The organism is Sporolactobacillus caesalpiniae (genome assembly GCF_040513385.1).
Classification (GTDB): Bacteria; Bacillota; Bacilli; order Bacillales; family Sporolactobacillaceae; genus Sporolactobacillus.
The window spans coordinates 306,474-332,943 of record NZ_JBEVCB010000001.1 but is presented as its reverse complement, the minus strand read 5'-3'; the positions used below and the strand labels follow the sequence as shown (position 1 = coordinate 332,943).

Below are 26,470 nucleotides of genomic sequence, written 5' to 3'. Positions count from 1 at the left end.
GCACATATAATACGCATACATCATATATAACTCACTTTTAATTATATATGTCACACTAATTTTACTTATACTCCTTGAAACCCAAGAATATCGATTTAACCCAAAAAAGCCGAAAAAATGAACATTCATCTTTTCGGCATACACTAGTTACAATCCTCCACGAACCAAGCAAAATCAGCACTTTTTAGCCAAGATAGGTGAATACATCTTTATTTTTGTACAGCTTTACGATTTTTTCAAAAAAGAATTTGACAATCAGTCCAATTACTACGGGAATGATGATCCAGATGACTAGAGCCAGCAATGGTGCGAGTCCCCCGTCAATCGAAGCAAGCGGCCCTACCAACCCGACAAGTCCGAACCCGGCGGATGTCGGTACTCCGGAAACACTGAACAGAGCTACAGGAATTGCGGAAAGAATAGTTGTAGTTAAAATCGGAACGAGGATAATGGGATGACGGAACAGGTTTGGCATCATCATCTTCATTGCGCCTAAAGCAATAGCGATTGTCACACCGGATTTGTTCACCTTCCACGAATGAATGACGAGCACGACTGTGGTTACGGCGACGCCCATTGCCGCCGCACCTGCGGACACACCGTTCAGCTGGATTGCCATGCCGATTGCGACCGTTGAAATCGGTGAAATGATCAGGATGGCGAACGAGCAAGCAATAAGAACGCTCATAATGACCGGCTGCAGAGTAGTAAAGGAATTAATTAAATTCCCAAGCGATGTCGTAATATAGGAAACGTATGGGAGCAGAAGCAAGCCAATGATTCCGGCACCTCCACCGATGACAATTGGGGAGAGCACGATACTGACCGAACCAAATTTATTGCCAATCCAGAGAACCAATAACACTGCGATGGACGCGGTGATCATCGTATTGATGAGATCTCCTGTACCGGCACTTAAATAACCACCTACAGCATGCGTCGCAGCATTTGTAACTGTCGGAGTAAATTGCGTGACTCCTGAACCGACATACGCTGCGCCGGCGACTACAGCCATATTCATCGGATTAAAACCAAATTGCAGTGCGATCAGGGCACCGATCAGCAACGGGGTCGCTACTTGAAAGACAACGACCGCATGAGAAATAAATAGTGCACTACTGTTATCACCAAATAATTTGAGCACCGCGCAGAGAACAGCATTTGGAATCAAGCCGACAATGATTCCCAAAGCGGTTCCCGACAATACTTTATTTATAAACGCTTTAGATGTAAGTCGTTCTTCTGTTTCAGACATTGTCATTTCCCCCTTGCTTTAAATTGCATTTTATCGTCGTAAACCTACTGCGCCTTAAGAATCTGTTCCTTGGCATGCACCAATTCTGTTAAAAAAGCACAATAAGGCGTGGGCACATCGTATTTTTTTCCTTTTCGAGCAACTGCTCCATTGATGTAATCAATTTCTGTTAAGCGGTTATTCTTGATCAAATCCTGATGCATTGATGGATAATGCTTGCCGATGCCGTCCGGATCAAACGTCTCAATAACATGCTGCAAAATCTCTTCTTGATCAAGGATCACGGATTCCTTTTCTGCGACTGCCGCAAATTCACTGATAATCGATTTAAGAATTGGTACAGCAACAGTAGTGGCTCCAAATTCACTGATGTTCGCATCTAAAAGTGTGCATGTGCCATTCAATGTGCCGTTGACACAGGCCTTGCGCCAAACCGAGTACATCACGTTACCGCTGTACGTGCCATTGAGCCCCGCTTTTTTTAGAACATCAACAATCCGCCGCGCATTTTCTTCGCCATTCGGATCAATGTTTTGCAATTCGACTTCCCCATCACCAAACAGCTTCGCTTTCCCTGGTCCTTCAAGACCTGCCGTCCACATAGTAATCCCAAGCAAAATATTTTTCTTGGGCACATAGTTCTGCAACGTATCGTCATGTCCAAGTCCGTTTAGGAGACAAAGAACCATTGTATGCGGGCCAATAAGCGGTTTTATCGATTGAAGCATTCGTTTAAGCTGCATCGCTTTCGTGAACATCACGATTAAGTCCACTTGTTTATGGCTATCCGATAATTCTTTCGGATAAAAAATAGGGATTGGTTCAACTATTTCGTTACCGTTGTAATTTGCCCTCAATCCATTCTTTTTAATGGCTTCCACATGTTCGCGCCATGTGTCGATCAATACGACATCATTTCCCGCCTTGTGAAGCATAAGACCAAATCGACTCCCCATTGCCCCCGCGCCGGCTATCACTATTTTCATGACCATGCCTCCCAAAAAGCTTTTTTGTATCCGCTTACATAGTATTGATTGAACGGATATATTGTGAATAAATTCTCAATTAATGCATTTGGATTACACTATCAAGAAAGGAGCATCATAACGAGGCAGATTCGTTTGATGTCGTGAAAATATTTTTCATGTATTAGTGAGAAAATTGTGTGTCCTTGACAAACAAAATAGTTATTGAAACAATAAATAGAGAGTTATTTTTCGAAATTTAATTTTTTAACTATGTTTTCACAAATTTATGTGATTGTTTATAAGTAACACTATACCGCACTTGTCGTCGGTGATGGCTTTATCGGACAACTATTCACTGCTCTTCTGGCAACCCGTGTTAAAAAGGTCGATGTCAGCGGGCGAAATGAAAAGAAGATCCCGATATTGAAAAAAATCGGGGCGACTGATGTCTTCAATCCCGAAGTCGAAAGGCGTGATGAGAAATACGATATCGTCATCGAATGTGTCGGCCTTCAAATCACGCAGGAACGTGCCATTTCAAGTGCGCAGCGCGGCGGCCAGGTGCTCATGTTTGGCGTTTCAGGACCTGGGGATCAGATTAAGGTCAACTCCTACGACATTTTCTTTAAGGAGCTGACAATTAAAGGCGCGTTTATCAACCCGTTTGCTATGCAAGACGCCATCCAGCTCATGGCTGATGGCAGGATTGATATTGAAGCGCTAATCACACATGAATTGCGGCTTGAAGATGTACCCGATGTATTGTCAGGACGTTTCAAAGAAAAAATCACTAAAGCCGTCGTTACTATAGGATAAATAGCTGACAGAGATCATTGCCTATGACAACTGAAATTCATACAAAAAAGAAGTCATGGATCAGTTTGAACTGATGCACGGCTTCTTTTGATTGATCTCTATTTAGTTATTTACTGCTTCTTTTTCCTGATCCATTGCTTTCATCGATTGCGCAACCTTAATCATCATGGCGCATTCAATCCGCTTGCGGAAAATATCACAGCTGAACTCGAAGTTGCCGGTGAGTGAGCCGGTCGCATGCAATGAGTTGGCCGGGCAGCCGCCGCTGCAGTAGAGCTTCGCCCAACAGTCCTGGCATTCCGGTTTGGAATAGCAATTCGTTTCCTTGAACGCATCTTGTATCTCCGGAGTTTTTACCCCATCCCAGATGTTCCCCATACTGTAGGACTCATCACCTACGAATTGATGGCAAGGAAATAGTTCACCTGACGGCGTCACAGCCATATACTCAGTACCTGATCCGCAACCGGAAATCCGCTTATGAATACAAGGTCCCTCAGACAAATCAAGCATATAATGATAGAAAATGAATCCTCTTCCCTCATCTTCGCGCTTGAGCATTTCTTTGGCGAGCAGTTCATATTGATCATAGATAATCGGAAGATCTTCTTCCTTCAGCGCATAGGGTTCCTTCGGATCACAGATCACCGGCTCCATCGAAAGGCGATCGAAACCAAGATCCGCCATATGGAACAGATCATTGGTAAAATCGATATTGTTGTGTGTGAAGGTGCCGCGCACATAGTATTCCTTGTCTCCGCGCTTTTTGACGAAGTTCTGGAATTTCGGCACGATATAATCATAGCTTCCTTTACCGGTAATCGTCTTACGCAAACGGTCATGCACTTCTTTGCGTCCATCAAGGCTGAGTACAACGTTATGCATTTCCTTATTTAGAAAATCGATGACCTCATCCTTAAGCAGCAAGCCATTAGTCGTCAGCGTGAAACGGAAATGCTTCTTGTATTCCTCTTCTTTACTGCGCGCGTATGCGACAATCTGCTTCACGACTTTCCAGTTCATGAGCGGTTCGCCGCCGAAGAAGTCCACGTCCAGATTGCGGTGAAAGCCGCAATTTTCAAGTAAGAAGTCAATCGCCCGTTTACCGACTTCATAGCTCATAATCGCCCGTGCGCCGTGATATTTGCCTTGGCTCGCGAAACAATACTCACAGGTCAAGTTGCATGTATGCGCGACATTCAGACACAGTGCCTTCACATACGTTTTCCTCTTTTTTAAATTAAAGGACAGGTCCTTAAATTCATCTTCAGAGAAGAGCTGTCCACTCTGCTTCAGCTCGGTAACATCTTTAATCGTCTCACGAATGCTCTCCTCAGTTACATCCTCATGCTCGTCATATTTATTCAGCATCTGAGCAACAATTTTTTCCGGAGCATGCTCTTCATAAAGCGCAATCACATCGTATGCGAGATCGTCGACGACATGCACTGCTCCGCTATACGTGTCGAGCACAATGTTGTACCCGTTCAATTTATATTGATGAATCATGCAATCAGACTCCTTTAACCAAAAAAATTGCCGCCCAGCTGCACGGGACAGCTGGGCGGTACAGTCCTGTTTCTTATCGATTCGCCGGATCAGCACATTGTTGGTTTGCAACACCGCAAGATGTTTTGCACGCAGATTGGCAAGACGTTTGGCATTCGCCATGTCCGCCATGATTTGCTGATTCTCTCAAGTTCATCGTGTTCAACGTTACGATTCTTTTCATCATTCATGACCCCTTTTCGTTGTCTTTTAAAAAATAGTCCGGATCCATGAGTCTTAAGGTTACATCATTACCCGATCTTATTCACAATGGCACGGTTTTCACATCGTTGATTTCCACCAAGAGAACAATGAGGAAACCCTACTTTGCTCAGTATACAAAAAGAAAAGAATCTTTACTGTGATGTTTGGCATTGATATAGAAAAATAGAGAAACTTTTTCTTGTTACATGCATCTTATTTGACGAACCTTGTAATGTTGGCGATGTTCAAGCTGGTCACAGACTTCATTAATAATAACTAAGTCCCGTTCCACTCGATCCAGTCGATCATGTGCATCCTTCAGCAATTCAACAAATGAATGATACTCCTTGCTCATCATTCAACCACTCCTTCACTACGTAGTTTTTCCGTCCGCAGTCTGCACTAGGAAGTTGTTATCTCATGATCAGATCGTACCATTCACCCGACTAAATAATTTAATATGTACACTATATTCACCTATTTGGTTGTTTGTCCTGCTCCCGATTTTACGAGTGAGCACGATTTGCAGAAAACATTTATGTATCGTATTGTTTACCTTTTTTCATGTTGATGGAACTTATTGGTATAATATATCCCATAATATAGTCTCACTACGCCACGTATCTTAGGAGGATGAATAGTGATTCGTAACATGTACGTTATTAAATATGTAGATCACTCAACAGCATGGCACTTAAATCAAACGATGCAAATCGAAACAACTAATCCAAGCTATAAAAAGGGTGACGTTATTCGCGTTGATAATCAAAAATACGTTGTAATCGAGGATTATAATTGTCTGAGAGTAAAGCATCTCCTTCGAGAGATAAATCCATTAAAATCTCTAATCCTTCAAATACCAAACAAGTAAGAACCCCCCGCTATTTAAAGCTTAAACACTGCCAAATTTCTTTCTGAGTGATTATACATCCACATGAAGGCACCTCAAAACAGGTGCCTTTTTTCGTTGTAGCTAAGACTGCTTAGGTTAAATGAAATGCTTGTTGTAGACAGCTTTCGTCTTACATAAAAATTATACTTTTTATATTCACGTCAAGTTAATGTGCCGCCACAATGGACCTCTTCATTTTTCATCGGTTCAACTCCCTGATTCCAATCAAAATCATTTTGTTAGTTATTCCTATTACATCAACAGTCGGCTTTAATTTGGACGAATCTATATCTATCTTCATTTCTTTTGAGCGCACGGTAATTCCGCTGATATGGTAAAATAAGGTGTTGGATGATTGGAGGACTATTGATTTTTTTTATAAGGAGCGATTTAATGAGCAAAACTTCAAGAAACGCGCTGCTTATCTTTTTGTTCTTTATAACCGTAAAAATAGTCGCTCATTTTTTTCCACTGTTTGATGATATTGTTATCTGGTTTTGCTTTGCTATAATTGCTATTTACACAGTTGCTGCAATAATATTTGATCACTCATGGAAAAACGTTCTGTCCTATTTAATTTTCCTTATCGTAATCACAGGATTATCTTTTATTTAAATGGTGAAGGTTGCACCAATAATCCACTTTTTTGTTTCTTTTTTGAAATGCTTTTTGATGGTGCGTACTTCTAAAGGAAAGGGGCTATCTGCATGATTTATATCTTGGTCTCTATTGCCATGCTTGTCTTCTTCGTTTGGTACCTGCCTAAGTTTCTTGATATTGAGCAAAAAAGAAACGAAATACTTAAAGAAATTTCTGCCAAACTAGATAAAAAGGATGAATGACAAGGGAAAACCTGTCTTTTTTTACGTTCAAAACACTGATTCTTGATACACTAATTGCCAAAATCGTTTAATTTATAACACAAAAGGAGCTCACGTATTCGCAGGCTCCCTTTTTGAAGTCCACCCTTCCGAAGAAGAACGGCCTATTTTAATTATTCCTTACTTAGATTCTAACAACTAGCTGCTTATGCTCCACGCTGACCATCGACAACATCGTACTCAACCTTTTTGCCTTCTTCCAATGCTTTAAAACCGTCGCACTGACATGATGCTAAGCCAAATTTTCGCTCTGAAAAATAAAAATTCACATAAAATAAAGTGTCACCAAAATGCCAATGCTTGATGATTATCATCGATTGAGTACACAAATACAGGTTCTTTTTATATCAGCTGATATTTTCATATTTTTTATGGATCCCGGAATAGCTGAGTATAAATTATTTTGAATTCTTAATACGTCGATCCTCAATCTTCAGTTCAATTATTTTGAGCTGATCACGATCATTTAAAATCTCGGCTTTATTTTTCTTAACCAATTGACTAAATGTTAAAACTTTTTTCATCGTATTTATCCCTCTCTTTATTCATTTACACCAGTAATAGTATACCGTATTTAAATACGTTTTGATAGCGTTTTCAATAAATATGCATAATCTGGTCACCCGGGCGGTGATAACTCCTTTGGCTTTGGCATCGGCTACCAAGCTGTTTAAAGTCTGCTACGACTTTTGAGCAATGCAACCTAAGCCTATCCTGACTTTGTTGGCAATGTCTGCCTGTGATATGCCAAGATGTTTGTCCATTCCACTGCATCTTTAATCTTTGGCACGAATGCTGTGATCACTATTCCAACTCCGGCTACCAATATAGATAAAACTGCAGGCACTAATGCGCCGGATGAATACTGCCAAATATACAGATAGCTGGACACCGCCCCGAGAAATGCCAGCTGCAGCTTAATGGATAAATTCATATTTGTTCATTTCTTCACCTCAATATTCGAGTATTAGAAAACTTGGCTTCGCCCAACCTCTGACGAAGGCGAAGACTTAGTTGCGACGGCCATGGACGGCCTAGTGTCCGGTGAGCCGCAGGACGCGGCGTTTTTTCGGACCGCTTACTCGTTTCCTATAATTATTTATCTTTTTATACTTTCTTACCAGTGTAAAAAAGGGACCCACATAGTGGATCCGTCAAGGGGATTAAGTTCTTTGATCACTTTATTTATCGACTATTCTACAAATTTTTTAAGTAGTACAAAATACCTTATTTCTGGCATCACCTCCCTCTTTTAGGTAAAAAAAAGACCAATTTGGTCAGTTCAACATATGATTATTGATTAATTTCAGCCAAAACAAAAAAGCCTTGTTCACCAAGGCTTTTCGCTATGTCCCAGAAGGGATTCGAACCCATGACCCACGGCTTAGAAGGCCGTTGCTCTATCCAGCTGAGCTACTGGGACAAGATTTATAAAGTTTTTCATGACGACCTTTATTATTTTAGAGAATGTGACAAGATCTGTCAATGGCTGAATGGTAAATACTTTGGTCTGCAGGGTTATTTTTTCGTTCGTCAGCATGAATTATTCTAAGAAGCAGCACTTTTTACGGTTGTATTCATCACCATTCGCTGATTAATGTTGGCAAGTTTGATGAAAAGCTAGTCGTAACCGCTACCTCTGCTTTCAGTGCAATAAGTAAGCTATGTTAATGGCGATGTTTCTCAAAAAGCACTTCAAGATATTCCTGCAAGAACTTGCTAAGTAGAGGGAGTTCAACATATCATTTGCAACTATGGGTTGACTCTGTATCTATTGGTATTATAATGGGCAGTACAAAAAAGATAGAGATACAAAAAAAACAGAGAAGAAGGCGTTTTAGGATGGTGTTTACACAAGATAATTTGTCAGAAAAGTTGTACAAGTCTTTGAGTAAAGGTGAACCGCTTGCTTGGAAGGGTGTTGATCATTCCGAGCTGACGCCTGCACTCGCTTATGATGTTCAGCACACGTTTAACGCGAAGAAAGGTGAATCGGTTAAAGGTTACAAAATCAGTCTGACCAGTAAAACGACTCAGGATATGTTCCACTCAGACTCTCCTCTTTATGGGCAGATCGTTGCTTCAAGCGTTTTGAAGGACGGCGCAACTGTTGATCTGAGTACATTGAACGAACCGCTGCTCGAACTCGAATTGGAATTCACCGCTCTGGAAGATTTGTCTTCTGAAGATGATGAACAAGCCTTGCTCGATAAAACCGACGTTGCGCCAGGTATTGAGGTTCCTGATTCACGTTTCAAGGATTGGTTTCCTGTGCTGCCTCTTGAGCTTGTCATCTCAGACAGCGCCGTCTGCGGTCGCATAGTGGTCGGCAATGCTGCTCCAAAACCGTCTTTGGAAGAATTGGCTGATGTCACTTCCAAGGTCACCTTGAATGGCGAACCACTCACATCAGGTATTTCCTCAGAGGTGCTGGGTAATCCGTTGCACGCATTAAAATGGCTGGTACAGAAATTAGATCAAGAAGGCAAGAAGGTAACTAAGGGTACAACCGTTTCAACAGGCACCTTCTGCTTGCCAAAGAAATTGGAGAAAGGGACTTATGTCGCGACGTTTGACCATAACCTTGGCAGTGTCACGTTGCATGTAAAATAAATTAATTGGTTATTGTTGAAATACGGCCGGATCCCATACCTAGGGATTCGGCCGTTTTATTTTTTGCTGCGCAGTTAAGACGGAGCGCGCGGTAAAAATGCATGAGTAAAAGAGACCAATTTTGCATTGTTCGAGCAAAAATATCAGCGTTCAGGCGAAAGAATCAGCGCTCAGAGAAAAGAATCAGCGATCAGGCAAAATTATCAGCGTTCAACTTTTCCTCTCTTCGGTTGAACTTCCCACGTGTTCGGTTTAACTTTTCACTCGTTAGGTTGAACTTCTGGTCTTCGGTTGAACTTTCCAGAGGTTCGGTCTAACTTTTCGAGCGTTCGTTCTACCTCGACTCTTACGCGCTTGCTGCGCATCTCGCGTCAACTGTGAAGCAATTCACTCCAATGACTGGTGCCAGCATGATGCAGTCCATGTCGATTAGTTTTTCCCAATTATTGTTTGATGGGCTAAACCACTGACTGCTTGACTATTGCATAGTTATCTTTACGAGTTTGTATCCTGGAAAAATATAATCGAAAAGATTGTTCTTTTTTTCTGGTTCAACGGACAAATCAAAATCCCGATTATTGATTTCAGTTCCATAATAGTGCCAACCATTAGGTTCTTCGCCTTGAAAACCGGACGTACTTTTACATTTGGTGCCTTTTCTTATAGTCAAAAAAAACTTCCTTGTCGTTTCATTTGCAGCAATGGCATTGATTTCTTTTTTATTTTTGGATGCAAGGACTCGATTCACATCTTTAATAGCCGTCACGTTTTCCCAATTTTCTGAACCACCAAATCCAACAACATAATACCCCGCACCAAAAATGATCAAGATAACAATGATGCCTATGAATTTACTCTTATATTTTTTCAATTTGTTACCTGCCCCGGCATGATCAACCGTCATTTCAGAAGTTCACTCAGGAGCATGTCGCTGCCGGGCAATAATAAGACCACGGAACCGGCCACTAATAAGAGATCAAAACCAAAGAGCAGAATCACGATTTTTATCGACCTTGGGACGTCGTGCCGCAGTGCGCCAATAACGAGAAGCAACACACCGATTAAGAAAGTTAACAGATACCAGAAACCCAATAAGATCACTTCCCATGTGCTTGCTTTTTCTGAATCATTCCTTCGCTTTAGTCATTTGACAGATCCGGTGTGGTAACATCATAGGCGTTATTATGGTGCAGTTCAAAAGTTGCAAGCACTTTTTTCGCATGCAAACGTGACAAATTGAACGATTGCCATGATTGGTCCTCATTCAACTGCTTTTTGCGCTCGAACAAATAATTTTCTGTCTTAGCGCGTACCGCCTCATCTTTCGTCTGAAGCAATCCGGTGAGCTGCGGAATGGCGCCGTCAGAAAGCGAAGACAGGTAACCCACATCAATTTTTCCCGTCTGCTCATAACGTTCCATATTCCATTTAGTGATCAGTACGTCACTGTTGAAATAGTTAACCAGTACAAATGCGGTAATCGCAGTAAGTAAATAATACTTAAACAGCTTGATGCGCACATTCCAGATTCTGCATAGCGTAAAAATGAACAGGACAAAGAGTAAAATCATAAACGCGTGAGTCAGTACACGAAGATAGGTAAATCCATACATCTGCTCATATAAATACATGCGAATGAATGCAGAGCCGAGCATGATCAAGGTGCAACCGACGAGCAGTGATTCAAGCACTTGAACCGCCCGATCCATAACCTTGCCGACCTTTTTCGTCCAATAGATCAACGCGAGCAGGATGCTGAAATTAATTAATGTTACAAGCACAAGTTCAAAAAATCCGCGGCGCGCGTATTCCGCATAGGTAAATTGCTGCGGAAGGTCGAGTGAAAAACCGCCGAATAGGTACGAAAATTGAATCAGTGTAAAGAATACATAAATCGCGTTAATGATACTCAAAATTGTGGCAGCAACAACGTGATCAATACTATTTGCTAAATTTACATAATCCTCGGGTTCCCGAAACGTGGTTAGCGGCCTTCGTTTTGCAATCAGACTCCATATATAGCTGAACGAACACAATGCGATAACTGCCGCAAAAATAAATCGAGGTACAAATTCATCGAAATTAATCGCCTCAAGCAGCTCTGGAATCGCCCCTAGAAAGTGGCTGAATACCTCATCTGCAGAAGCGAGCAGAGAGACGACGATGACTACAAGTGGGACCGCAATCAGCACTCCTAGCAATACTCTGGTCAGCGTACTGCTTTTGCCCATGGACAATCCTTTACTCAACCGTTTCGCAATCAAACGGAATGGCAGGAAAAGAAAAGCAAACGGCCGATAAAAAAATCCGAGAAACACATCGCCGATGAATTTAACAGAATGCCATGCGGATTTGGAACGTCCTGCGGCAAGCGTGGTCTGCATCACGATCAATATCGGTATCGCCATAAGGTTTAATGCATAGAAAACCATGTTCGAGAAAATCAAGTAAGTTAGTGACAGCAAGCTGATCGGTATCAGTAAGAACCCGGAAAAGTCCCTGCGTACCGTTACAATGCTGCGCGTATTCCAAAGAAATACGCTGTAAAATGCAAAGACGAACAATGGAATTGAAATACCAGGCAATTGATCAAAAAAGAACCAATTGGCCAAAACACCGAGCAGTACGGTGCAAAGCAAAAGTCTGCTGCTCCTATTATGTAGAATCAGATGATCACTCTGTTCTCCTAGCATTTTTGTCGTTGAAAATTCGTCCATTCCCTAACACCTCTTTTATTTTTCATCCTCTTCATAAACCAACAGATCGCCTGGCTGACAGTCGAGTGCTTTACAGATCGCCTCAAGCGTGGAAAACCGGATCGCCTTCGCTTTGTTGTTCTTTAAAATTGAAAGATTTGCAGGTGTGATCTGTACCTTTGCTGCAAGTTCGGTCGCGCTCATTTTCTTTTTCGCCATAACGACATCAAGATTTACAACTATAGCCATCTTTCGCACCTCTATACTGTTAAGTCATTTTCTTCTTTGACAGCCACTGCCTGCTTGAAAACTTCAGCAAGAATAATGGAGAAGAATCCCGCGATAATAAAAATCATTGCAATGATAATTGTGAAAAAAGAATTAAAGCACACAACCTTTACCGCATAGCAGAATGAAATAATAAAAGAAGCAATTGCGATTCGTTTCAGGCTGTGCACGTTATCCATCATGAACGGATTATGTCTGTTCAATGTCTTAAAGATCCGTCTGACCTCGTAAACAATCTGCAAGGCAAAAACGCCTGTGACATAAAGAAAAATAAGTAAAAACCAATAGTTGCGGTTTGTTTCATAGCTCAATTGATCCATATACCAATTAACCGACCAAGGAAGGCTCAAGAGTATGCCGATACCGCCAAGAAAAATCAGATCAAGCATGCGCTTGACATACCCCGAAAGCCCTTTTTCATCAAGAATGACCATTCTTGCTCACCTCTCATTTAATTTCCAAAGTGATTATAGCATATATTTTATTGAAAAACAGCATTTATTTATCGTTTTTCGATAATTAATTTCTGTTTAAAGATAACTAAAACAATAAAAAAACGGCGCAGTCAAAACCCGCACCGATTGAACTTCATCGTTATTTTATTGACGTGAAAACATAAACCATGGCATTAAATGAGGTAGTGTCTGATGCTCCCTCAATGGTGAAACTTTGAAAAACCACCTTGATTTTTGCCTTATCGTTCTCCTTTTCGAAGGACATCTGATCAACGGCTACCGTATCACTTCCTTCAGTTTTTTTACTTCTTTCTACGTGATGAATCATTGGAGCAAGTGGTGCGGATAAAAGGACGCGTTCCCTCGAATCAGTAATCTGAATGGCTCCGTATCTCCCATCAGGGTCAAAGGACACTTGATAAACAGTTCCATCCTTCGACATTCTGCTTATCGAAAAATCGCTCTTTCCACCCGATTTGCTGATTGAGAGCCTCGCTAAATGATCATAACCGGAAATACGCACCGCATGATCCGTGCCGATGTCAAAGCTTTGGTAGTCACTTTTTGCATAAGGCGAGAATCCAAAGGTTGTCTCAAAATCCGTTGGGACCTCAAAGGACTTCGGTAAGTAGGAGAGGCGTTGAAGCGCGTCGATCCGCTCCAGATAGCTTATCGAACGAGCGATCGTCTCCTGATCTTCTCGATCGATACTTGGATTGGGTTGGACTTGATGATTGCGAATCATTTGATTGCGTTCAAGCACCGTTTGAAGCTGGGCAGTCTGACTGATCCGACTTGTCGTAAACGCATCGATCGGCGGTGTCATTGCGATCACAGAGCAAACCATTGCGAGGATGGCAATATATCCTTTGTTTTTCAGTGATGAGATGCTTAAAATGACGCCGCTTGCCGCCGCATAAAGACAGAAAAGTAAAACGAGATAATGGGTATGCGTCATTCCTTGATCTAAGACAACGAGCAAAGTTGATGCAAATTGGAACAGAGCAACAGGAATCAGTAATTTAGGTGCTAAATGGCGAAAAAGCACTGCAAACCGATTCATTAGCTGATTCGATAAACTATAGATCATCAGTACCGCGATACAGTAGGACAGGATGAGCGGCTCGAGCAAGTTCTCATTCCAATCGCTTAGTACGATCGTTTTAATCATATAGATGAGCAGGACAAGACTGTATACTGCCGCAGTTGGGATCAGGACATATGAAATCAGTACATCTACGAATTTCGGGATCTTTGCCGCACGTTCGATCTCTGCTGAGTTCGCACGGAATACAGGAATCAGGGATAGAAAGAGTGTCGGTGCCCACACTGTCCACAGGATGATTCCCGTATATGAATACGGTCGTGATCCGATTTGAATGAGCAGCGTATCCACTGCAACAAGAATCAGCATGATCCCGCCATAAATGATTGCCGAGAAGAAAAGTGAAGTAAACACCGATTTAACTATAATCATTACATTCGCATAGAAAGAATGCCCTCCTCTGAGCGAGGGAAGCCAAGCAAAGGCAATAGAAAGTCCAAAAATAGCGATACTCGTCCGCGTCATCACGATTGTGCTGTAAGCTGGATCATGGCGAATTAAAAGAAAATAAAGAATAGTAAGCAGGGATGCTCCGATCATTGGGAGTGCGCGCTTCCACCACGAAAGCGCATACCGCTCGGCGTATACCTGAGCCGCGCTGAACGCCAGCGCAGCAAAAATCAGCGTAACAACCGCGTTACCGTATTCATGACCGGTCTCAATGGCCATGCATTGCATCGCGGCAAGGATAACGAGCAGAATAACGGTTATCGGAAATCGCATAATCGTTGTATTCAGATTCGTCAATCGACTTGACAACATAGCAAGCAGTTTCATAGTGATCACCTCTTTGAGATGTTCTTATCCTAACGATCTATTTACGAAAAAAAACACTCGACGGCTTCATTTTAACCATTCTTATCAAAGATCGAAAAAAATAAGCTTCTTTTGCTTGCATCGGACAAAATTAAAGGAGTAAACTACAGTTGTGTAAGCGCTTAACATTTTAACTTGAGGAGCGTGACGGAGAGATGATTACTTTAGGTGTATTTGGATCAGTTTGCGTTATCATTCCGGTCGTTGCAGCAGTTATTTGGGATCGCTATCATACCCGGGTTCAGTAACTCCCGGATTTATCCCAAACTATAGAGACATTATCCCCTATTAAAAAGCAATCGCTCATGCCCGATAACTCAGGCATGAGCTTTTATCTGTTGACCTATACGGTTTCATTCAATTAATTGCGATAAACCTTAATCTTAATTTTTTTCCTTCCCCAATTGATCGCTTGTTTTCTTGTTTTATAGTGAACATCAATGACTTTTCCCTTAATTCGGCCGCCAACATCTCTTGCGATCGCGTATCCATAGCCCGGCACATATACTTTTGAACCAAGCGGAATGACACGCGGATCAACTGCAATCGCCTTTGCCTTCGGGTGCTTTTTATAATTAAATCCTGTTGCTGTACGTCCAAGCTCACAGTAAGAGGTCGCGCTGACTGTAATTTTCTTATACTTTGATTTCGCTGTCGCAGCATTCTCCGGCATTCCCGCAAATAGAACAGCGATGATGGCGATTAACAAAATGATCTTTTTCATTTTCAACATCCTTTGTTTTCCGTCTGTCTACAACTTACCAATTCTATATAACAGCCATGTATCATAACTGTTCTCGTTTCATTACAACGGCATAACAAGTTGATTGCACTTTGTTTAGCTGCATACATATAAAGTGCAAAATGGTGCCAATTCATCATTTTTCGCTGTCAGAAAACCAGGCGTCCGCCCATATACTAAGTTTGAATGGATTACACGGGAGGACTTCATATGTTGGATGAATTAAAGAACCTTGTTGGAAAAACGTTTAAACCCCATGAACTTGATGAGCTTTGCGCGCGAATTACCGGTGGGAAGGAAGAATTCAAACGGTTATATTGGAAGGACATTGTCGGTCTGGAGAATATGTCTTATCAGACAAAATCAGGAATTACCTATGTGATTGAATTTAATTTGTACAAAGATGATGGCGAATTCGACAGCATTATCGAGGTCAGCGATGTCGACGAACTTGATCGCACACTCCGACCAACAAATGATTATAAATTGTACATTATTCTTCTCATCATTATTATCTTCGCGATTGCTGTCTATTATCTATTTTCATTTTTCCACTAAGTTCATCATTCAGTAGTCGTATTCTACAAAATTTAGGTACATAACAGGAATAATAAGTAAAAAAAATGGCAGATTCTTGCGCACAGTCCTCACTTGGTTCATAATAATTAACGACTTATTCATTACTGGTATAATGGATCCATGATGAAACCGATAAATAATAAAAGGCAAGGTTGTTGCTTACTTGTAATGCGAATGACTGTTTGGAGGTTTTTAAAATTCAACTTGAACCAACTCGTATCGTAAAGCTTCCCATTATCACTGATTTGAAATTCGATCAACTGATCCAATCGGAGGCCGTCAACGATCACGATGACTATTACCCGTATACCATCCGTGAAGGAGAGCATATCTTTCCAAAAACCTTTGCACTCGATAGTCTTAATGTTGCGATCTGCGACTATATTGGCATCAAAAGTTATCCTATATGGGTCGTTGAGCCGCGCCAAATGTTTATTGAAGGAGACCGCGTGATCCTTCAGACTACCGATCGTCGTCTGTTTGCAGGGAAGTCAAAGCTGCTCACCAACCATTCCCTGATCCTCAGAAATAACAAGGACGTTAATTGTGAAGTCGTTGACTTCGCAGATATTCATTTTATTGGGCGCTTCGCTCGCGGCATCAGTATTACTTGAATTAAAATGAAAAAATATTTTTTCATAATTGAGCCGAATATCACTTACCAATTATACAGGTAAGCGAAAAAGCCCATATTCAGGGCTTTTTTGGCTATTTATGAAGGTATTTAATCGGCATGTTTCGTTTATTAATTTTCAAAATGAAAAGCCTGTTCCCGGATAAACGGATAAGTTCTAATCTCAGCGGCATCCAAATCTTCACGAAAGAGATTCACCACTGTAATCTGCCGATTGTCATAACCATGATAGTAAAAGTTACCCGATTCGACACACATGGCCGATGTGTAAAGGGTCACATCTTCCATGTTGTCCGGCGTCACAACCGCCCCTTTTGGAAGATCACATGTGGATAGAATATGAAATAATCCTGTAATACCGTCACGTTCTGTATCAATGCCAGTAATGTTGTTCTTCCAGTATGCCGCTCGCACAAACCGAGACGGCGGGGTAAAATCACCGGGCAATCCAACTGAACCCGAACCTTGGCTAAATGCTGACAACTCAAGATCTTCCCAGCGTGTCGCTTCAAATTGCTTCGGGCGCAAGCCGATAAACTGTCTCAGATTGGTCAAATGCCATTGAAAATCAGGACTATTGGTCATGACGCCAACAGGATTATCGACAATCTTAATATCTTTCTCCAAGGGTTCGACAACAATACTTCTCCCTGTTTTGTCCGACAAAATCCAATGCAGAGGAGGCGTGATTCCCATCGCTGCTAATGGAAAATCCACAAGGGAAACTTTTGCGAGTGCTTCCTTCACTTCCGCAATACTGCCAAATTGAGATAAGCTCCAAAACACAAAATCATGTGGAGCGACGGCTTCCTTCCCTTTACTCGGCTGATCGTTAAAATCCGCGAACCCCGGCAAATAGAGCGTCGCGCAGGCCAGACCCGCTTCATTCATACCATCAGCATACACAATAACATCCTCTGCGACCGAAGCCATTCCGATCATCCCGTACCTGGTTATAATGGATTCGCCGGAAGCGGCAGATATCCAGGAATAGTTTCGCGGCACAACCGTAACCGTCTGACCAAGGTCAGTTGCGAAATCCATCGTCCTTCCAAAAAGATGATGTCCATCTGTAGTTTCGAGTGTCACGCTTGTACACATAGCAGGTTCCTCCTCATGATGAATCAGATTTACAAAATAGTCCGATTTTTTCCAGTATAGCATACTGTCATCAAATTAAAGGAGGAAACGTTCCCTAGTCATAAAGTACATTAGCTTGCCGAGTTCACTCGTTTTAACTGATTAACGATTGGAATCAATGACTCATTTTTCTGTTCAAAATAATTATGCATTGGATTCACCCCTTGAGAAATGCGTTCGAGGACCGTCGCAATAGTAAACGATTCGATTCGTAATGATTCGTTAACCTCATGCCACAATAACGGAGCAGCGACTGTCGCTCCCTCCCTTCCTCTAGGAGAATAAGGACAAATAATTGTTTTCCCCTCTGCATGTTGTACATAGTCAATGTAAAGCCGGTTGCCTCGGTTCTTTTTTAACCGTTCAACCGTATAGAGCTCCGGTGATTGACGTATGAGGAGATCTGCGATTAGTACAGTAAACAGTCGTGTGTCTGCATAGCTCAATCCAAGATCAGCGATCGGTATATGAATCTGCAGTCCACGACTCCCTGACAATTTTGGGAAACTAACGATGGAAAGCCGCTCAAATAGAAGCCTCATCTCACTAGCTGCCTTTATTGCGAGTGGAAATGCCGACCGATCAGGCGGGTCAAGATCGAAGACAATCTCCGTCGGCCGAATGGAGTCTATTTTCTGAAAAGGGATATGATATTCAATTGCGAGTTGATTGCCGAGCCACAATAAGGTTGTTTTACTGTCGCAAACAATGTAGCGTGTTCCCTCTTTTTCATAGGTATCTACCGATTTAGGCGCGTATTCCGGGCAGTTTTTCTGAAAAAAGGATGTTCCGGGAACGCCATGAGGAAAACGAATGACGGTTAATGCTCTTCTCGATAAAAACGGAAGCATGAATGGTGCCGCCAAATCTAAATAAGCGATAAACTGTTCTTTATTAATCGGCGGTTGCTGCCATACCGGCTTTTCCGGATGAGTAACCTGCAGCCCGTTTATTAAGCGATTCGTTTCTTCGCTTTTCATTCATCCATCTCCTCGATCGTGCATCGTTTGGGATCAACCTGCACGAATGCCTGAATACTTGGCTGTCTGAGCACACGGCCGGCTGTCCACTCTTGAAAAGCCACTTTGACCGTTAACTTAGGCTCAATCCATTTCGCATTCGTGTTCCGATCCGGTTGATTAAGAAATGGTCTTTTTTCGATTTTCATTTTTTCTACACTATTGGTAATTGATAACCAATCGGCTCTTGTCAGCTTCCCTGTACCTGCATGTCCGATATAGACAAGCTGACCTCCAGACGCATAGAGACCGAGCAGCAACGCGTTTACAACAGTACCTCTGTACGTCACACCACCGACCACCGCAATCAAGTCGTGCGTTACCTTTATTTTTATCCAATGATCGCTTTTGCGATTAATAGCATAGGTACTATCCAGCCTTTTCGAAACGATTCCTTCCATATGCCGCTCTTTAATTTTTTCAAGAAGCGCTTCGCCATCTTCATAGGTCGGAACGATATGGATCCGTTCATTAGTGGGCAGCCATTGCTTCAGCAGTTCCGTACGTTCACTGAACGGACGATCATTCACCCATTGACCATTACAATAAATCAGATCGAAAACCATGTAATCGATTGGGACAGCAGCCATTAACAGATGAACACGTGCCGAATTGCGTATGCTGTCCCGCTTCATGATTTCATGAAATGACGGTCGTCCATGCGCATCAAGCGCGATCACTTCTCCATCGAGAATCAACGAACTCGCCTTCGCAGTCTGGTTGATCTTCGTCAGTTCCGGATAGTTATCGGTACGTTCATTTTGTCTTCTGTTGAACAGACGCACTTCTTGTCCATCATAATAAGTCAAAATACGCACACCATCCCACTTTACCTGATGCACCCATCCTGCGCCTGTGGGAACGGCCGTCTTGCGAATCGGTTCAAATGGCACGATCGGTTGGAGATTCATCGTTTACACCGTTTTCTTCCGGCGCGCGGCTGTCTTTCGTTTCGGCTTGGTTTCTTTTACGCTCGCTTCCAGCGCAGAAAGCAGATCAACAACATTCGGCTGCGGCGTTCTTCCCTTTTTCCGTTCTGCTGGCAGGCCAGCGACTTTGTCGTCTATCAACTTTTCCAGTTTTAACCGATAATCGTCCTTATACTGATCGGGGTTAAATTCAGTTGTAAGCTGATTTACTAATTGATTGGCAATAGTCATTTCTTTTGGAGCGTTATCCGTAGTGAGCTCTCCGAGGCCCGGTACTTCACTTACCGAGCGCACCTCATCCGGATAGTACAAGGTTTCCAGGAGCATGCCATTCTCAAAGCTGCGAATTGCGGCCAGATGCTGCTTCGATCGAATAATGATATTTGCGATTCCAATCCGATCAGAATCCTGAATCGCTTGTTTCAGCAAAGAAAAGGCACGAATACCATTTCCACTGTCCGGGCCAATAAAATAGGATTTTTCATAATAAATAGGATCAATTTCACTCAGCTTCACGAAATTTATAATTTCGATATGCTTGTCACCATTATCTTGAAGATCATTTAATTCCTGCTCGCTAATAGGCACAAACTGACCCGGTGCATACTCATAACCCTTGACGATTGATTCATTCTCAATCGCTTTTCCGCATTTCGAGCACGTACGCGTATAATTAATCGGCGCCATACACTCTTTATGGAGCATTCTTAACCGGATGTCTTTGTTTTCTGTGGCTGTATACAGTTTTATCGGAATATAAACAAGTCCGAATTGAATTGAGCCCTTCCACATTGTTCGCATCATGTTCACCTCACGGATAGTATGCGCGCGTCACATAAAGTTTAATGATCAAAGCAAAGAAAATATAATTTTCCGATAATTGCTCATTAAAAAAAGCCTCTCAAATTATTGAGAAGCGAAAGAAAAGGATGTTACTTATCAGAAACAGAAGGCGATTCCTATTATATAACTTGAATTTAAGCATACACAAGTTTTTTGTATGGTTATCAACAGTTTAAATGATTTAAGCGAAAAAAAAGACCTTTTTCAAGGTCCTAAAAAGGGGGGTTATTGCTTTACCGAGTTACAAGTTTAGCATAACAGAGAATTTATAAATATTCTACATTTTTCACAAATTTTTTATTATAATAATGTTTTTTCTTTATTATTTTTTTGTTACCTCAAATTTTTCATCATTTTCATGTAAGCCATCAGCGCGATTCGCTTCTTTGAGTGCCTCTTTTGCTTCACGAACGGCCTGTACCAAATCGACTCCTTGCTGCAATGCCGCAAACACACAGCCGCAATAGCATTGTCTGTAGACATCATACGCATTGCACAGTTCTATTGACCGCTGATAGCCGCCTCTTTTCTTAAAATCAGCAGGAAGATAAGGAAAATTATCAGTCTTCTGAACCATAAGTCCGATCCGGTTCACTACTTGACTATTTTTATGCGGACTGATTGTCAGAACTGTTGAGAAATAATCAAAACCTAATTTCTTCGCTTTCTTTGCGGCCAGATCCAGCCGCATCTCAAAGCACGCGCTGCACCGTTTGCCGCACTCCGGCTCTTTCTCCAATCCCTTTACCATTGCAAAATAGTCGAGTGGCCGATACGGCGCGGCAATAAACGCGACATGATTACCGGTGCGTTCATTAAAGTCTAGGATAAATTTCTCTTGGACATACTTTCTCCGCTCGTATTCCGCCTTGGGATGAATATTGGAGTTGGTATAATAAATCGTGATGTCGGCGCTTTGCGACAGAAATTCAAGTACGTAGGTACTGCATGGCGCGCAGCAACTATGAATCAGCAGCTTTGGCCGTGTGCCTTGCCTTTTCCATGACTCAATCATTTTCCTTAATACATCGTCATAATTAATCTTTTGATTTGGTTGTAATTTATTTAGAATTTCTTCAGCATTAATCAGCATAATCAGGCATCTTTAATTGCACATCAATTCATTCAATTGTATCAAGGTTAAATCATCCGATCAATGAGTAAATGATCACAAAAGTACGATAGCAAGGCCAATGACAACCAACCAAAACGGGATACAGAGCACCATCGCCCATAACGCACCTTTAAAAAAGTTTCCCTCCACGTCAACACCCCATGACCTCTGAATGAGCGGATTTTACGTCGCGCATCTGTCAGAATTTACTTATTGGCAGTATGTCCATCTCTCCGCAAAGTGATACTTTTTATACTTTTGGACGCAAAACAGGCTTTTCTGCTCGTTCATCTCCCCACTCAAAACACCTGAACCAACATAATATGTATTATCAGGCAAAAGGTTAACGATGTCTGATAGCCGCCATATGAGTGCCCCTCCTCATCACTCCTAAGCGTAGCGGTTTGTTCCGCAAACAAAGAGAGCCGGACTGGATATCCGGCTCTCTTTGTCGTTCTATTCGTTATTCATTCAGATTGAGTGCGAACGTTTTGGAAAACATGTCTACAGATTGTCCCGCAAAGTTGTAATAGGCAACCTGAGCTTGCTGTTTTTCTTCATCGTACTCAAAAATGACGTAGGTTCCTTCTTGATAATTACGTGGCAGACGCAGACTGCCGGGATTGATGACAATCATGCCTTCTTCTTGAAAGCAACCGGCGAAATGCGTGTGGCCATAACAGACAACATTCGCCTTCTCCTCAAGTCCGCGGTAGCAAAGACGCGCCGGTGATTGACGCGCGCCAAGCAAATGTCCATGAGCAACAAAAAAATTCAAATCACCAAACCGTTTCGTGCATTCATTTGGATACGCACCCATGTAGTCGCAATTTCCCTCAACAGCCACAAATCCGTCCATTTCCGGTCGATCCGGTTGCAGTTCCGAATCCCCGCAATGAATCATGAAATCCAGTTGGCCTGCATAACGCTGTTTCAATGTCGCCAATTCATGAGTAAAGCCATGCGTGTCGCTGACAATTAATCCCTTCATTGGTTTTCACCAACCCAGCTTGTCCAATTGTCAACTAACTGAAGCAGCGCACGTGCGCGATGGCTGATCTCGTTCTTGTCTTCTTCACCCATTTGAGCGAACGTCTGCTGCCGATCCGGAATCAGGAATAGCGGATCATAGCCGAATCCATCTTTACCGCGCCTTTCCATCGTGATTAATCCGTCACAACGTCCTTCAGCGAAATGAGTTGGCTGATTTGGTTTGCTGATCGCAAGCACGCAAACAAAGTGTGCGGTTCGCGCGTCCACAGGCACGCCGTCAAGCTTGCGCAGCAAAAGATCAATGTTATCTTCACTATTCTTATCCGGTCCCGCGTAACGCGCCGAATAAATTCCCGGTTCGCCATTTAGCGCATCCACACATAATCCGGAATCATCAGCTAGCGTGATCATTCCGGTCTCTTTTGCCAACGCTTCCGCTTTCAACGCCGCGTTCTCACGAAATGTTGTCCCGGTTTCCGGAATGTCCGTATGAATATCCATATCTTTCAATGAGAAAACCTCAGCACCAAATCCGTTAAGCAAGGTTTTAAATTCTTTAATTTTCCCTGGGTTGTTCGAAGCAATCAATACCTTGGTCACTTGTTCGTCCCCACCTTTTGTTCGATAACTAAATCGCCGAGAATCGCTTTTTCAATTTCAATGAGCTCATGGATTCCTTTTTTCGCAAGAGAAAGCAGCGTTGCCAATTCCTTCTCATTGAACGTCGCTTCCTCACCGGTTCCTTGAATCTCAATATATTCATCTTGTCCGTTCATCACAATGTTCATATCGACATTGGTCGTCGAATCCTCTTTATAGCAAAGGTCGAGGATCGGTCCGTGAACAGGATGAACCCCAACCGAGGTCGCGGCTAAATAGGACTTAATCGGAAGCTTCGCAATTTGTTTGCGTTCAAGTGCTTTTTTAAATGCGAGCGCCATTGCCACAAACGCACCGGTAATGGAAGCAGTACGTGTGCCTCCATCCGCCTGAATGACGTCACAATCAATCCATAAGGTACGCTCGCCTAATCGGTCCAGATCAACCACAGACCGAAGCGCGCGCCCGATCAAGCGTTGAATTTCCATTGTTCTTCCGGTCACTTTTCCCCGTGACGATTCTCGTATATTCCGATCAGGAGTCGCTCGCGGCAGCATCGCGTACTCCGCGGTAATCCATCCCTTTTTTTGCCCACGCAAAAAGGGCGGCACTCGATCCTCAATACTTGCGTTGCAAATCACCTTTGTTTTACCCACAGTGATCAGGACCGATCCCTCAGGATGAATAATAAAATCCGGCTGTATTTGAACAGACCTAAGTTCATCACTTGCTCTGCCATCTGGTCTCATTGTTCCGTTTAGCCCCCGTGTCTAGTAGTAATAGCCCGCTCTCATAAAAAAATAAGAGAAGCTGATTTCGCTCCTCTTACTATACCATATTTTTTACCCTATAAAATTACAAGCCCGTTGCATCAACAAAATCACGAGAAACAGGTCCCGACAATGTTTTTCCCGATTCCAGTGTCATCTTCGTTGCATTCCCGACTTGGATCGATACCTTCTGAATATTTGACTCCCCCGTAAGCGTGAGCACGAGACTGCGCAGTACCTGATCATTAATAGTCTTCGCTTTTTTATTATCATAAATCGCATTATTAAAATGAAGACTAACCGTTCCATTCTTAATTTGCGGCTTACGGGTCAGCTGCACGTCGGGATTCATCGGCGAAATGAGCACACCTGTGGCAGGCTCATTGATCAGCGCGTTGATGAGACTCGTCACACGATCTGAATCCACCACACCGCGAACGGTAACCGGTACATCGTACGTTTTACCTTTATTGGCAGCCATATAATAGACCGTAAGCGGCTCGCTTCCCGTCACATCCGCAACATCACTGACACCTTGATTAATGCCGTCTGCTCGCGTGAGCCCTCGTCCTACATCCATCTTGCTTGAAGGCCACACATCAAGCGCCTTGCCATCCACCGTGATCGTAACCGATTTAACCGCTTGAAATTGGGTCAACGTCCAGACAATGGATTGAACGGCTTGTTTCTGGCTGGTCGCAGGCGTATCCAAAAGTTCTTTAGAAAAGTCTGCGATCACATTACCTCGCTGATCGGTGGTCACATTTTTAACCTCTGTCCCTGAAGGCAGCACCGCCTGAAATCCGTTTGGGAGCAAGTTAGAAACAGGCCCATCATTAACTAAATAGCTTAATACCTGTTTCATCGCGGCACTGCTCTTAGGCAATCCAACCATCTGCGGTGCAACAAAACCATTCGCATCCGTTAAATACAACACCCTTTCCGTGAATTGTTGATGTGTCGCGGTTTTCGTCAAATCAGCTTTGCTGTCGACATACTTTACACTGCTTGGTTCTTGATCTGCCATACTTCCGCAACCGGCAAGCAGCGTCATCGAGACGACAAGCAAAGTCGTCGTAATAAGAATCGATGCTCGACGATACATAGTCGTACCCTCCCTTAATCCCTATGGGGTTGTACTACCATGTATACGGGCTATCGGGGCGAATAGACCTTTTCAATACGAACAATGTGTTTTTTATGGCATAGAGATCATCAATGAATCATTATGGCGTGAACCTCCCACGACTAAAGTCGCGGGCTTCTGATCTCTCAATCAAAAGTTCCTGCGAACAATAAGCTTGCCCAACACGACTTATCATTGGGTAGCGGCTCATTTCTTTGAGCAGGCGAACCCCGTCGTTCCGACGGTTCTTAGCTTTTATTCAGCCCCCAATTGAGGGCTTTTTTAGCCCTTCATGCAAGATGTTGAGAGCTGCATTGACATCTCGATCGTGGTGAGCCCCGCATTGCGGGCAGTCCCATTTCCGGATGTGGAGCGCTTTCGTTCCATCCTGGTGCCCGCAAGTGGCACACCTCTGGCTAGAGGGAAAGAAGCGATCTATTTTTATCAGTGTTTTGCCATACCATTGGGCTTTATACGTGAGTTGACGCACAAATTCTGCCCAACTGACCTCACTAATGGTTTTGGCTAAATGATGGTTTTTTAGTAACCCTTTGACGTTGAGGTCTTCGACCACCAACTGGTCGTGATTTTTGACCAGTTTCGTGGACCATTGATGTAAAAAATCTGTCTTACGGTTACTGATTTTTTCTTTAAGACGAGCAACCTTAATCTTTTGTTTCTGATAGTTGCGCGCATCCATTAAGGTTAGATTCTTTTGTTTTAGGATTTGCTTTTTCGCTCCCTCGTAGCGATGAGACAGCTTTCGCTGCTCACGGCGAAGCTTTTGTTCCATGGAACGCCCAAACTTGGGATTGGTGATTTTTTCTCCGGTAGACAAAGTCATGAAGTCCAGCAACCCTAAGTCAATGCCGACTGCTTTGCCGGTTTTCGGATGTTCTTTTACTTCCGTTTCCGCAACGAGCGAAATAAAATACTTGCCGCTCGGCACATGCCTGATAAAGGCAGATAAAAGGCGTCCTTTCACCTGACGAGAGCGGGCGTAACGCACCCAGCCCAGTTTAGGAAGTTTGATTGTTTGATCCGTCACCTCAATATTGTGATTGGTGAAGCAGGTCTTATACGCCTGATTCGGATTCTTTTTACTCTTAAAGCGAGGATGCTTGGCTTGTTTTTTAAAGAACCGGTCATAAGCCTTGGAAAGGTTCTTTAAGCTATTCTGTAAGGCAAACTTATCCGGCTCTTTGAGCCAAGGCAGCTCGGCTTTGAGCTGCGTCAGGGCTTTACTGCAGGTGTTATAGGTTAAGCCCTTCCCGGTTTGTTTATAGGTCTTTTCCCAACAGTCTAAAAAATGATTGTAGACAAACCGGCTGCATCCAATGGACTTATTGATTTGAACGGCTTGTTCTTCCGTAGGGAAAAGCCGAAACTTAAACGCCTTTTGGATGAGCACAGCCGTTCCTCCTCGTCTGCAAAAATAGTATCT

28 protein-coding genes, 1 tRNA gene and 1 pseudogene are annotated in these 26,470 nt (G+C 42.8%); 5 read left to right on the top strand and 25 right to left on the bottom strand.

What is annotated here, in order from left to right; all coding sequences use genetic code 11:
• Nucleotides 1–184: 184 nt before the first annotated feature.
• Together ABWW58_RS01530 and ABWW58_RS01525 are read right to left on the bottom strand one after the other, a co-directional pair.
• On the bottom strand, nucleotides 185–1,255 hold the full coding sequence (locus tag ABWW58_RS01530) for a PTS sugar transporter subunit IIC (RefSeq protein ID WP_353867515.1): 1,071 nt from the start codon (nucleotides 1,253–1,255) through the stop codon (nucleotides 185–187).
• 44 nt (nucleotides 1,256–1,299) lie between these two features.
• A complete protein-coding gene (locus ABWW58_RS01525; protein WP_353867514.1) occupies nucleotides 1,300–2,241 on the bottom strand; it encodes a 2-dehydropantoate 2-reductase in 942 nt (313 codons plus the stop codon).
• Nucleotides 2,242–2,547: 306 nt separating this feature from the next.
• On the opposite strand from ABWW58_RS01525, the pseudogene ABWW58_RS01520 reads away from it, so the two are divergent.
• Nucleotides 2,548–3,039 (top strand): annotated as a pseudogene (locus ABWW58_RS01520) (zinc-binding dehydrogenase); the annotation flags it as partial.
• 102 nt (nucleotides 3,040–3,141) lie between these two features.
• On the opposite strand, the gene scfB reads toward ABWW58_RS01520, so the two are convergent.
• The 3 genes from scfB to ABWW58_RS01505 form a co-directional block, all read right to left on the bottom strand.
• Entirely contained in the window at nucleotides 3,142–4,644 is a 1,503-nt protein-coding gene (gene scfB / locus ABWW58_RS01515; protein ID WP_510770840.1) for a thioether cross-link-forming SCIFF peptide maturase, read from the bottom strand.
• Nucleotides 4,622–4,774 carry a six-cysteine ranthipeptide SCIFF gene (scfA, locus tag ABWW58_RS01510; RefSeq protein ID WP_510770838.1) on the bottom strand — a complete coding sequence of 51 codons (153 nt, stop codon included), beginning with the start codon at nucleotides 4,772–4,774 and terminating at the stop codon, nucleotides 4,622–4,624. Before scfA ends, scfB begins: the two co-directional genes overlap by 23 nt.
• Before the next feature lie 219 nt (nucleotides 4,775–4,993).
• Nucleotides 4,994–5,146, bottom strand: a complete 153-nt coding sequence (locus ABWW58_RS01505) for a hypothetical protein (protein ID WP_353867512.1) — start codon at nucleotides 5,144–5,146, stop codon at nucleotides 4,994–4,996.
• Between the two features lie 1,244 nt (nucleotides 5,147–6,390).
• Between ABWW58_RS01505 and ABWW58_RS01500 the strand changes: the two genes are divergently transcribed.
• Nucleotides 6,391–6,525: a hypothetical protein gene (locus ABWW58_RS01500; protein ID WP_353867511.1), complete on the top strand. Its 135-nt coding sequence runs from the start codon at nucleotides 6,391–6,393 to the stop codon at nucleotides 6,523–6,525.
• Between the two features lie 437 nt (nucleotides 6,526–6,962).
• Here ABWW58_RS01500 and ABWW58_RS01495 read toward each other — a convergent pair whose 3' ends face one another.
• From ABWW58_RS01495 to ABWW58_RS01485, 3 genes are all read right to left on the bottom strand, one after another.
• Nucleotides 6,963–7,088, bottom strand: coding sequence for an FbpB family small basic protein (locus tag ABWW58_RS01495; RefSeq protein WP_353867510.1), 126 nt, complete (start codon nucleotides 7,086–7,088; stop codon nucleotides 6,963–6,965).
• 185 nt (nucleotides 7,089–7,273) lie between these two features.
• Nucleotides 7,274–7,498, bottom strand: a complete 225-nt coding sequence (locus ABWW58_RS01490; RefSeq protein ID WP_353867509.1) for a hypothetical protein — start codon at nucleotides 7,496–7,498, stop codon at nucleotides 7,274–7,276.
• 415 nt (nucleotides 7,499–7,913) lie between these two features.
• A tRNA-Arg gene (locus ABWW58_RS01485) sits at nucleotides 7,914–7,987 on the bottom strand.
• 419 nt (nucleotides 7,988–8,406) lie between these two features.
• On the opposite strand from ABWW58_RS01485, the gene ABWW58_RS01480 reads away from it, so the two are divergent.
• Nucleotides 8,407–9,177 carry a 2-keto-4-pentenoate hydratase gene (locus tag ABWW58_RS01480; RefSeq protein ID WP_353867508.1) on the top strand — a complete coding sequence of 257 codons (771 nt, stop codon included), beginning with the start codon at nucleotides 8,407–8,409 and terminating at the stop codon, nucleotides 9,175–9,177.
• A gap of 478 nt (nucleotides 9,178–9,655) precedes the next feature.
• Here ABWW58_RS01480 and ABWW58_RS01475 read toward each other — a convergent pair whose 3' ends face one another.
• The 7 genes from ABWW58_RS01475 to ABWW58_RS01445 all read right to left on the bottom strand — a co-directional run bounded on the left by ABWW58_RS01475 (nucleotide 9,656) and on the right by ABWW58_RS01445 (nucleotide 15,261).
• Nucleotides 9,656–10,081, bottom strand: coding sequence for a hypothetical protein (locus ABWW58_RS01475; protein WP_353867507.1), 426 nt, complete (start codon nucleotides 10,079–10,081; stop codon nucleotides 9,656–9,658).
• Nucleotides 10,078–10,269: a hypothetical protein gene (locus tag ABWW58_RS01470; protein WP_445783403.1), complete on the bottom strand. Its 192-nt coding sequence runs from the start codon at nucleotides 10,267–10,269 to the stop codon at nucleotides 10,078–10,080. Before ABWW58_RS01470 ends, ABWW58_RS01475 begins: the two co-directional genes overlap by 4 nt.
• A gap of 47 nt (nucleotides 10,270–10,316) precedes the next feature.
• Complete coding sequence (locus ABWW58_RS01465) at nucleotides 10,317–11,894, bottom strand: DUF4153 domain-containing protein (protein ID WP_353867505.1); 1,578 nt, start codon at nucleotides 11,892–11,894, stop codon at nucleotides 10,317–10,319.
• A 15-nt stretch (nucleotides 11,895–11,909) separates the two neighbouring features.
• Nucleotides 11,910–12,122, bottom strand: coding sequence for a helix-turn-helix domain-containing protein (locus ABWW58_RS01460; RefSeq protein WP_353867504.1), 213 nt, complete (start codon nucleotides 12,120–12,122; stop codon nucleotides 11,910–11,912).
• An 11-nt stretch (nucleotides 12,123–12,133) separates the two neighbouring features.
• Nucleotides 12,134–12,595 (bottom strand): DUF2975 domain-containing protein, encoded by a 462-nt coding sequence (locus tag ABWW58_RS01455; protein WP_353867503.1) that lies wholly within the window; start codon nucleotides 12,593–12,595, stop codon nucleotides 12,134–12,136.
• A gap of 160 nt (nucleotides 12,596–12,755) precedes the next feature.
• Nucleotides 12,756–14,498, bottom strand: a complete 1,743-nt coding sequence (locus tag ABWW58_RS01450; protein ID WP_353867502.1) for a DUF4153 domain-containing protein — start codon at nucleotides 14,496–14,498, stop codon at nucleotides 12,756–12,758.
• A gap of 400 nt (nucleotides 14,499–14,898) precedes the next feature.
• Complete coding sequence (locus tag ABWW58_RS01445) at nucleotides 14,899–15,261, bottom strand: 3D domain-containing protein (RefSeq protein ID WP_245734163.1); 363 nt, start codon at nucleotides 15,259–15,261, stop codon at nucleotides 14,899–14,901.
• Between the two features lie 228 nt (nucleotides 15,262–15,489).
• Here ABWW58_RS01445 and ABWW58_RS01440 point away from each other — a divergent pair, with 228 nt between their 5' ends.
• Nucleotides 15,490–15,837 (top strand): hypothetical protein, encoded by a 348-nt coding sequence (locus tag ABWW58_RS01440; protein ID WP_353867501.1) that lies wholly within the window; start codon nucleotides 15,490–15,492, stop codon nucleotides 15,835–15,837.
• 203 nt (nucleotides 15,838–16,040) lie between these two features.
• The gene (locus ABWW58_RS01435; protein WP_353867500.1) at nucleotides 16,041–16,472 is read left to right on the top strand and encodes a hypothetical protein; all 432 of its coding nucleotides are present in this window, start codon (nucleotides 16,041–16,043) and stop codon (nucleotides 16,470–16,472) included.
• A 131-nt stretch (nucleotides 16,473–16,603) separates the two neighbouring features.
• Here the strand turns inward: ABWW58_RS01435 and ABWW58_RS01430 are convergent, their stop codons facing one another.
• From ABWW58_RS01430 to tnpB, 10 genes are all read right to left on the bottom strand, one after another.
• Complete coding sequence (locus ABWW58_RS01430) at nucleotides 16,604–17,593, bottom strand: choloylglycine hydrolase family protein (RefSeq protein WP_353867499.1); 990 nt, start codon at nucleotides 17,591–17,593, stop codon at nucleotides 16,604–16,606.
• Between the two features lie 110 nt (nucleotides 17,594–17,703).
• Nucleotides 17,704–18,612 carry a non-homologous end-joining DNA ligase gene (ligD, locus tag ABWW58_RS01425; protein ID WP_353867498.1) on the bottom strand — a complete coding sequence of 303 codons (909 nt, stop codon included), beginning with the start codon at nucleotides 18,610–18,612 and terminating at the stop codon, nucleotides 17,704–17,706.
• Complete coding sequence (ligD, locus tag ABWW58_RS01420; protein ID WP_353867497.1) at nucleotides 18,609–19,562, bottom strand: non-homologous end-joining DNA ligase; 954 nt, start codon at nucleotides 19,560–19,562, stop codon at nucleotides 18,609–18,611. Before ligD (ABWW58_RS01420) ends, ligD (ABWW58_RS01425) begins: the two co-directional genes overlap by 4 nt.
• 3 nt (nucleotides 19,563–19,565) lie before the next feature.
• Entirely contained in the window at nucleotides 19,566–20,381 is an 816-nt protein-coding gene (gene ku / locus ABWW58_RS01415) for a non-homologous end joining protein Ku (protein ID WP_353867496.1), read from the bottom strand.
• 364 nt (nucleotides 20,382–20,745) lie between these two features.
• The gene (locus ABWW58_RS01410; RefSeq protein ID WP_353867850.1) at nucleotides 20,746–21,513 is read right to left on the bottom strand and encodes an epoxyqueuosine reductase QueH; all 768 of its coding nucleotides are present in this window, start codon (nucleotides 21,511–21,513) and stop codon (nucleotides 20,746–20,748) included.
• 487 nt (nucleotides 21,514–22,000) lie between these two features.
• Nucleotides 22,001–22,528, bottom strand: a complete 528-nt coding sequence (locus ABWW58_RS01405; protein ID WP_353867495.1) for a metallophosphoesterase family protein — start codon at nucleotides 22,526–22,528, stop codon at nucleotides 22,001–22,003.
• A complete protein-coding gene (locus tag ABWW58_RS01400; protein WP_353867494.1) occupies nucleotides 22,525–23,130 on the bottom strand; it encodes an XTP/dITP diphosphatase in 606 nt (201 codons plus the stop codon). Before ABWW58_RS01400 ends, ABWW58_RS01405 begins: the two co-directional genes overlap by 4 nt.
• A complete protein-coding gene (gene rph, locus ABWW58_RS01395; protein WP_353867493.1) occupies nucleotides 23,127–23,879 on the bottom strand; it encodes a ribonuclease PH in 753 nt (250 codons plus the stop codon). The genes ABWW58_RS01400 and rph overlap by 4 nt, the downstream gene beginning before the upstream one ends.
• A gap of 106 nt (nucleotides 23,880–23,985) precedes the next feature.
• Entirely contained in the window at nucleotides 23,986–25,005 is a 1,020-nt protein-coding gene (locus tag ABWW58_RS01390) for a GerMN domain-containing protein (RefSeq protein WP_353867492.1), read from the bottom strand.
• A 280-nt stretch (nucleotides 25,006–25,285) separates the two neighbouring features.
• Nucleotides 25,286–26,437 (bottom strand): IS200/IS605 family element RNA-guided endonuclease TnpB, encoded by a 1,152-nt coding sequence (gene tnpB / locus ABWW58_RS01385; RefSeq protein WP_353867491.1) that lies wholly within the window; start codon nucleotides 26,435–26,437, stop codon nucleotides 25,286–25,288.
• Between the last annotated feature and the right edge of the window lie 33 nt (nucleotides 26,438–26,470).